The organism is Ancylomarina sp. (assembly GCF_041555295.1).
Taxonomy (GTDB): domain Bacteria; phylum Bacteroidota; class Bacteroidia; order Bacteroidales; family Marinifilaceae; genus Ancylomarina.
In genome coordinates, this window is sequence record NZ_JBFFKR010000162.1 from 1 (window position 1) to 7,946 (window position 7,946).

General features: G+C 35.0%; 8 protein-coding genes. 3 read left to right on the forward strand and 5 right to left on the reverse strand.

What is annotated here, in order from left to right:
- Nucleotides 1-259: 259 nt before the first annotated feature.
- From lpxK to ABY905_RS11370, 3 genes are all read left to right on the forward strand, one after another.
- A complete protein-coding gene (gene lpxK / locus ABY905_RS11360) occupies nucleotides 260-1,357 on the forward strand; it encodes a tetraacyldisaccharide 4'-kinase (RefSeq protein ID WP_372643845.1) in 1,098 nt (365 codons plus the stop codon).
- 201 nt (nucleotides 1,358-1,558) lie between these two features.
- Entirely contained in the window at nucleotides 1,559-2,377 is an 819-nt protein-coding gene (locus tag ABY905_RS11365; protein WP_372643848.1) for a 2,3,4,5-tetrahydropyridine-2,6-dicarboxylate N-succinyltransferase, read from the forward strand.
- Nucleotides 2,378-2,467: 90 nt separating this feature from the next.
- Nucleotides 2,468-3,031: an L-threonylcarbamoyladenylate synthase gene (locus ABY905_RS11370; RefSeq protein WP_372643851.1), complete on the forward strand. Its 564-nt coding sequence runs from the start codon at nucleotides 2,468-2,470 to the stop codon at nucleotides 3,029-3,031.
- A gap of 78 nt (nucleotides 3,032-3,109) precedes the next feature.
- On the opposite strand, the gene ABY905_RS11375 is transcribed toward ABY905_RS11370, so the two are convergent.
- The 5 genes from ABY905_RS11375 to ABY905_RS11395 form a co-directional block, all read right to left on the reverse strand.
- Nucleotides 3,110-3,982, reverse strand: a complete 873-nt coding sequence (locus tag ABY905_RS11375; protein ID WP_372643854.1) for a diacylglycerol kinase family protein — start codon at nucleotides 3,980-3,982, stop codon at nucleotides 3,110-3,112.
- Nucleotides 3,983-4,122: 140 nt separating this feature from the next.
- Nucleotides 4,123-4,848 carry a toxin-antitoxin system YwqK family antitoxin gene (locus tag ABY905_RS11380; protein ID WP_372643856.1) on the reverse strand — a complete coding sequence of 242 codons (726 nt, stop codon included), beginning with the start codon at nucleotides 4,846-4,848 and terminating at the stop codon, nucleotides 4,123-4,125.
- A 157-nt stretch (nucleotides 4,849-5,005) separates the two neighbouring features.
- Nucleotides 5,006-5,926, reverse strand: coding sequence for a DUF58 domain-containing protein (locus tag ABY905_RS11385; RefSeq protein ID WP_372643859.1), 921 nt, complete (start codon nucleotides 5,924-5,926; stop codon nucleotides 5,006-5,008).
- A gap of 125 nt (nucleotides 5,927-6,051) precedes the next feature.
- On the reverse strand, nucleotides 6,052-6,369 hold the full coding sequence (trxA, locus tag ABY905_RS11390) for a thioredoxin (RefSeq protein ID WP_125028843.1): 318 nt from the start codon (nucleotides 6,367-6,369) through the stop codon (nucleotides 6,052-6,054).
- Between the two features lie 96 nt (nucleotides 6,370-6,465).
- Nucleotides 6,466-7,946, reverse strand: a 1,481-nt coding sequence (locus ABY905_RS11395; RefSeq protein ID WP_372643862.1) for an OB-fold nucleic acid binding domain-containing protein, incomplete at its 5' end; no start/stop codon positions are given.

Below are 7,946 nucleotides of genomic sequence, written 5' to 3' on the forward strand. Positions count from 1 at the left end.
AAAACACATAAAAGCCCAATTCACAGATGATTATATTTTTTTTATTCAATATTATTAGTTAACTTTTCTTTAGAATTAGATTAAAATCTAGTTCATTGGGTTAGTAATTATTAACTCCTTTCTTGTTCGGATGTTAATAACGGTTAGTGGTTACAAAGCGATGAAGTTTCTTCATCGCTTTGGTACTTTATGACAGTCAAGGTCTTTTTTAGCAAGAAATAATTAATTTTAGAGCAAAATAATTCTGATAATTTAATCTATGCGCAGACTTCTGTCTTATTTAAAATTCTTGCTTTTTCCATTTTCATTTATCTATGCAAGCATTCTATCTCTACGAAACTTAATGTTCGACTGGGGCTGTTTAAAGTCAACATCATTCGACTTGCCAATTATTTCGGTGGGAAATATTTCGGTAGGAGGCACGGGAAAAACGCCTCATACTGAATACTTAATTCAGCTTTTACAAGATAAATACAATTTAGCAAGCTTAAGTAGAGGTTATAAGCGTCAATCAAAAGGTTTTGTTTTAGCTGATGAAAGCTCGAACTCATATGATTTGGGTGATGAACCCATGCAAATGAATAGAAAATTCCCTAGCCTAAATGTGGCCGTAGATTCAGATAGAGTGAATGGTGTTCAAGAATTAATCGCTTCAGAAAAGGGACTCAAACTAGATTGCATCTTACTTGACGATGCTTATCAGCACAGGTATATAAAACCAGGTTTATCTATTCTTTTGATTGATTACAATCGTCCAATTGCCAACGATTTTGTGATGCCAATGGGACGCTTAAGAGAAAGAGCCGCAGGTAAGAAAAGAGCAGATATTATCATCATAAGTAAATGCCCCGTAGATTTAAGCGATTCAGAAGCTGAAAAACTAAAAAAGAGCATAAATCCCCTACCTCATCAAGAATTGTACTTCACGTGCCTTGACTATGCTCCTTCTGAGCCCGTATTTAATACATCTAATGAGCTAGCTAGCTTGAATGATACAGATAAAGAATCTTTAGGAATTTTATTGGTCACTGGTATTGCAAACCCTGCCCCTTTAAGAAAATACCTAAAGTCATTTTGTGATGAATTCAACGAAATTCAATTCCCTGATCATTATACCTTCAAGGACAAAGATCTTGAGAAAATTGAGACCTCATTCATCAACTTAAAATCTACAAACAAAATCATTCTCACAACAGAAAAAGATGCTGTCCGTTTTCTTGATATGAAGATCGAATCAAAAGTATTGAAAGATAATATGGCTTATATTCCTCTACAAATCAAATTCAAAAATCAAACTAAAGTTCAATTTGATAAACACATTCTTGATTTTGTAGAATATTTTAAACAAAGTCACTGAGCTAATCTGCATCAACAAAAGTGTGCTTTATATAAAAATGAGCGTACTCAAACTTTGAATTAATAAAATAAATCAAAACTCTTTCTTAGCTTTGTCGCAATTAATCAAAATTCAGACAAGTTATTGGGCTATAATGTCATACAAAACCAAGTATCACATGGATAATTTTATCACCGAGTCGAAGAAGTAAAACAAGTAAACATGTACGAAAAATTAAAGCAAAGTATTGAAGCTGCTTGGGAAGACAGAATTCTTCTTAAAAACGCTGATGTTCAACGAAATATTAACGAAGTTATCGAACTTCTTGACAAAGGTATCCTTAGAACTGCTGAGCCAATTGAAAACGGATGGCAGGTTAACGAGTGGGTGAAGAAAGCTGTAATTCTTTATTTCCCTATTCGTAAAATGGAAACTATTGAAGTGGGGCCTTTCGAGTTTCACGATAAAATGGCCCTTAAAACAAATTATGCTGAACTAGGTGTTCGTGTCGTGCCTCAAGCTGTTGCGCGTTACGGAGCTTTCATTGCTCGTGACGTTGTGATGATGCCTTCGTATGTAAACATTGGTGCTTATGTCGATCAAGGAACAATGGTTGATACATGGGCAACAGTTGGCTCATGTGCTCAAATTGGTAAGCATGTCCACCTAAGTGGTGGTGTTGGTATTGGTGGTGTTTTAGAGCCAATTCAGGCTGCTCCAGTGATTATCGAGGACAATTGTTTCATTGGATCGCGATGTATTGTTGTTGAAGGTGTGCACCTTGAGAAAGAAGTTGTATTGGGGGCAAATGTTGTTTTAACCAAATCAACTAAAATAATTGATGTTACTGGTGAAGAACCTGTAGAGTATGATGGTTTTATTCCTGCTCGTTCGGTTGTGATTCCTGGTACAAGAACTAAGAAATTCCCAGCTGGTGAATATCAAGTTCCTTGTGCATTGATCATCGGTAAGCGTAAAGCATCAACAGATCTTAAAACATCTCTAAACGACGCTCTACGTGAGTACAACGTTGCGGTATAACTAATAGAAATACCTAAAATATTTAAAGTTCAAAGGCCTAAAGTTATTGGGCTTTAACTTTAGTCACTTATAAGTACTTAAAACTTTATTATGCATAACGATATAAAAAAGGCTTTAGAGGTTCTTAAAAATGGTGGAACCATCCTTTATCCTACAGATACGATTTGGGGAATTGGCTGTGATGCAACCAATGAAGAAGCTGTTAAGCGTGTGTATGAGATTAAGAAACGCGAGGATTCAAAGTCCATGTTGGTGCTTATGGAGAATCCCAGTCGCTTAAACTCATATGTTGATGACGTTCCTGAAATTGCTATAGATTTGATTGATGTCACGGATAAACCCATGACTATCATTTACTCGAATGCTAAAAATTTGGCTAAAAATCTAATTAATTCCGATGGTAGCATTGGAATTCGAATTACTGAAGAGGAATTTACCCAACAGTTAATTCAACGTTTTCGTAAGCCAATTGTATCTACATCGGCAAATATCAGCGGTGATGCTCCTGCTCAGAACTTCTCTGAAATTAGTCAGGATATTATCGATGCCGTTGATTATGTCGTTGAATATCGCCAAGATGATATGACAAAAGCTAAAGCTTCTAGTATTATAAAAATTGGGGCCGATTGGGGGGTTCAAGTTATTCGAGAATAACCCGAAGGATAATCCATTAAAAATAAACAAGCCCTTAACTTTATTGTGTTAAGGGCTTGTTCTATTTCCGAATAGAACTTAATCCATTTTAATCAGTTTAATTTGCTGCTTTTTCAAAGAAACATTTAGATCTCCAGTCATCAATCTAGGCTCACCATCAACATGATAAGTCCGTGAATTTGATTTAATAAGCAATTCACTGGCTCTAATATAAGTCATATATTTGGAATTCTTAAACTTACCAGTAAACATTTTATAGACAACAATGGGTGCTAAAATTAATGGGTACTTCTTCATCAATACCACTTCGAGCAAACCATCATCATATTTAGCTTCGGGGGCAATAATGGCATTGTTACCAAACTGTCTGGTGTTAGCCAAATAGACACCCCAAAAATCACCTGTTACCTTAACTTGTCCGAGGTATAACTCTACAGCAATTGGCTTGTATAAAAATAAGCCTTTAATTGTGCAATAAATATACTTTTTAAGCCCACGAAACTTGCTCCCATCGAATAGTGAGGCGACATAACTATCGAAACCCAAACCTGCTACGTTTATCGAATAATCATCGTTAATCTCGGTTATATCTACTTTACGAATTTCTCCCCTTAGAATCTTTGAAATCAGGTTTTCAACATCATTTGTAAAACCAAGTTCTCTGGCAAAACCATTTCCTGATCCGTTAGGTAAAACGGCTAGTATGATATCTTTTTTTGCAACTAAATGCTTAAGTGTGCAATTCACACTACCATCACCACCACAAATTACAACCACTTTATAATTATCAACTTTTTCAGCCCATAGTTCATTAGAATCTTCAAGGTTTTGAGTCAAAACATAGTCGATATTATGACCACTACTCTTTATTTGTTTGATAATAGTATCAGGCTTTTGTGACCCAGAATTCGGGTTGATTACAAAAAGGATATCACTAGCTTCGATCTGCATTGGGGATTTTTTCTATTATTTGTAATTCTCTATCATTAAATACTTCAAGAAAGAGCTTTAATAATTAACTATCAAGCCCCAAAAATAAAAACATTTGGAATAAAATTTAGGACAATCAGTTACATCAAGAAAAAAAGATATTAGTTTCTGATACGAATTTCTCTTTGTCCGACATAAATATTTCGATCGGATGTTCTATACTTTGCAACAACATTTACAACTGTATCCAGAACCTGACCTTTAGAAAAGTAAAAATCAACCTGCCCCGATCCTTTTTCAGCGGATATCACGTTCGCATTAATTGGAATGTATTTATTTTGAACCAAGGGTGTAATATAAAACTCAACATTCTTAGAGTAGTTATTCAAAAACATTTTCAAATTGACACAATCAGAACGGACAAACTGTTGACATTCAATTGAGGGAAAATTTTTTCTCAAACTACCATTACGTTTGTATTCTATTAGTCCAATACCAGGTTCTCCCCTTTTATAAGGTGTTTCAGCCCAAAGCTTGCCATTGGGATAAAATTTCTTTTGAATACCATCCTTCTTATCATTCACATAGGGTGTCAAGGAATAGACCTGACCATTTTTATGGTATTTCTTTGCTATTCCATTTAATTCATCACCAACATAATAAACCTCATCACTTAACTCTCCAGAATCATAATAAACGCGAGCCACTCCTTCTCTAATTCCATTCTTATAAAAGGTTTCAGATCTCAGTTTGTTTTTATCATTATACTTTTTTACCCAACCGTCTAACACTTCTCCATCATTATTAGTCACAACAGTTTCACTTGTTTTCTTAGATTCACAAGCAAATAATAATAAAATTGAGAGTATAAAGAGTAGTTGTTTCATTTTTAACAAGTCGGTTATTCCATAAAAATAAATAAAGCTGGTGAATAATAAAATTTATAACAGAATAATGACTTATCAATAATGGAAATAGGCTTATTCCTAATTGATATGGGCGTATAAACCCAAAAGATTTTTTAAATAAATGATTTACAAGGAATCAACCCAATTTTTTACGCTTGATGAGATAAGCTTGTAAAACATCTTTAAAGGGTTTACGTATATCAGCTTCAACAAAATCGATAGCAAATTGAGAACAAAGGAGTTTCATCTCATCATAAAATGCAGTTTGCTTTTGGGAAAAAGCTTCTCTGACCTCTGAAGGATTCAATTTTAAAGTTTCGCCCGTTTCCATATCAATAAACTTTGAAGGACGATTGGCAAAATTAAATTGATTTTCCAGATCATGATCCGTCACAGCGAATAACACAACTTCATGCTTATTGTAACGCAAATGCTGCAAGGCTTCCAATATTTCCTGAGGACTATCATCTCCCATTAAATCAGAAAAAATGACGATTAATGAACGCTTATGTATAGCCTCCGCTAAATGATGCAGATTTTCAGAAAATTTCGTATTTCTATTTAAATTAAGATCTTCTTTATTGTAGATTTTCAATAACTCAGCATACAATCGATGAGCATGCGTTAAGGATAATTTTGCTGGTGTCAGGAGTTCTATTTTATCTGAAAAAGTCGTTAAGCCAACAGCATCACGTTGATTGCGTAAGAGATGAATCAAAGCTGCCGAACAAAGCACTGAGAATGCCATTTTAGAGACCTTCTTGTCCTGATAAGGGAAAAGCATGGAAGATGACGTATCTATCACCAAATGCGCTCTTAGGTTGGTTTCCTCTTCGAATTGCTTGACAAAAAGCTTATCACTTCTAGCGTATAGTTTCCAATCGACATGCTTGGTTGATTCTCCTTTATTATACAATCGATGCTCAGCAAACTCAACAGAAAAACCATGGTAAGGGCTACGATGCAAGCCAAGAAGAAAACCCTCAACTATTTGCTTAGCCATGAGCTCTAAATTATCGAAAGCTTCAAATTCTATTAAATCAGATAGTTGTTTCATAGTAATGCATGCAAAATAGAGATAAACAAAACAGTTATTTGTCAGGTAGACTCTTCAAATTTGACAAAAAAAAGGCATAGAATTAAATTCTATGCCTTAAATATGATAACAATGTTTACTATCTACTATAGTAAAGCATTCATTTTTTCAGCTATAGCTGTTTTTGGAACAGCACCTACTTGCTTGTCAACAACCTCACCATTTTTTAAGAAAATAATGGTAGGAATGTTACGAATACCAAATTTAGCAGCAGTTGCTGGACTTGAGTCAACATCAACTTTAGTTACTACAAATTTGCCTTCGAAATCCTGAGCTAATTCATCTACGATTGGTCCAACCATTCTACACGGTCCACACCACTCAGCCCAAAAATCAACCAATACTGGCATATCAGACTTTAAAACAATCTCCTCGAAATTAGTATCATCTACTTTAATAGTCATGGTTTTTTTTTATTTTTTGGTTTATATGCGCTAGATATTTTCGAAAGAAACATTCATATCTAGCTATCTAAGAATGTTAATTTTTAATGACGCAATTTAGTTAATTTTGAATTCAATTTCAGAATTATTTTTAAAATATTCTATCAAATCAGTAGAAAGTTTTATTTTACAGGTTCTTGAGAACATTTTCAATCTCATTTTTCCCTCATCAACAATCACAAAATTAACTAACAAATTACCTTTATTATCTTCATGTGTCAAACAATTTTCCATCTCGTTTACAATCTCCTGAGTTAGGCTCATAACAGGAATTGTAAGAGTTATACGCTTTACCTTTTGTTCCAAAACTTCGGAAAGTAAGCCAATAGATTTTATTTTATATTCTAATTCAGGAGAATCTTTAGGCCATGTTCGTTGTTGAACACGTCCATTTATATAAACAGATAGCCCTTCCACAAAATAGTTATTAAACTCCACAAAGTCTTTCCCAAAGAAAGGCAATTCGTATGAGTCCGTAAAATCTTCAATGTTAACAATTGCAAAAGGGTTTCCAGTACGCGTTATTCCTCTACGAATCGCCGTTACCATACCTGCAATATTAATTTCCTTATCCTTAAACTGAAGCATATCAGTAGAAAGTTGAGATAATGAGGCATTACAAAATGAATCAATCTCCAAACGGTAATCATCAAGTGGATGCGCTGAAAGGTAAATTCCAATCAGAGCCTTTTCCTTATTCAGGCGTTCAAGTTTATTCCATTCGCCCGAGCTTGGCACTTTGGGTGGCGTTACAACATAATCTTCTACCCCACCAAAAAGTGTTTGCTGAGCCATGGCTTTTTCGGCCTGCAACTTATTGCCATATTTAGACAAAAGCTCAATAAAAGGCGTTTCGAACTCATCGCATGCAAAATACTGGCTTCGATTCAGGTCAAAACTATCGAAACCTCCAGACATAGCTAGATTTTCAAGCGTTCGTTTATTAACGGTTCTCAAGCATACTCGCTCTACAAAGTCAAAAACATCCTTGAATTCGCCATTCTCTCTTTCCCTAATAATATCCTCAACTGCAGCTTCACCAACACCTTTAACAGCGGCCATTCCAAAACGCACAGCCCCCTCCTTGTTTACAGTAAATCGGAGGTAAGATTCATTGACATCAGGCCCAAGCACAGGTAAACGCATACGCTTACACTCATCCATGAAAATGGTTACCTTTTCAATATCGGAAAGGTTACGGCTTAAAACTGCTGCCATGAATTCCGCAGGATGATGCGCTTTTAAATAGCCTGTCTGATAGGCTATATAGGCATAACATACCGAGTGAGACTTATTAAAAGCATACTGAGCAAAAGCCTCCCAGTCTAGCCAAATTTTATCGATCAGATCCTCAGCTTTTTCAATTTTTCGTGTGACTTCTTTATCATCGGCAACCTTCATCTTAAAGGTTTTCCCTTTACCTTTCACTTCTTTTTCAAAGCCTTCCATAAATTCCTCATTGGCCAAACAGCCTTCGATAAATTTAACTTTCAGCTTATCCATTTCAGCAATTTTCTTCTTACCCATTGCCTTACGCA

What these genes read in the sequence shown, in the direction of transcription:
- lpxK (WP_372643845.1), top strand. Translation starts at nt 260, where the DNA reads ATGCGCAGACTTCTGTCTTATTTAAAATTCTTGCTTTTTCCATTTTCA.
- ABY905_RS11365 (WP_372643848.1), top strand. Translation starts at nt 1,559, where the DNA reads ATGTACGAAAAATTAAAGCAAAGTATTGAAGCTGCTTGGGAAGACAGA.
- ABY905_RS11370 (WP_372643851.1), top strand. Translation starts at nt 2,468, where the DNA reads ATGCATAACGATATAAAAAAGGCTTTAGAGGTTCTTAAAAATGGTGGA.
- ABY905_RS11375 (WP_372643854.1), bottom strand. Translation starts at nt 3,982, where the DNA reads ATGCAGATCGAAGCTAGTGATATCCTTTTTGTAATCAACCCGAATTCT.
- ABY905_RS11380 (WP_372643856.1), bottom strand. Translation starts at nt 4,848, where the DNA reads ATGAAACAACTACTCTTTATACTCTCAATTTTATTATTATTTGCTTGT.
- ABY905_RS11385 (WP_372643859.1), bottom strand. Translation starts at nt 5,926, where the DNA reads ATGAAACAACTATCTGATTTAATAGAATTTGAAGCTTTCGATAATTTA.
- trxA (WP_125028843.1), bottom strand. Translation starts at nt 6,369, where the DNA reads ATGACTATTAAAGTAGATGATACTAATTTCGAGGAGATTGTTTTAAAG.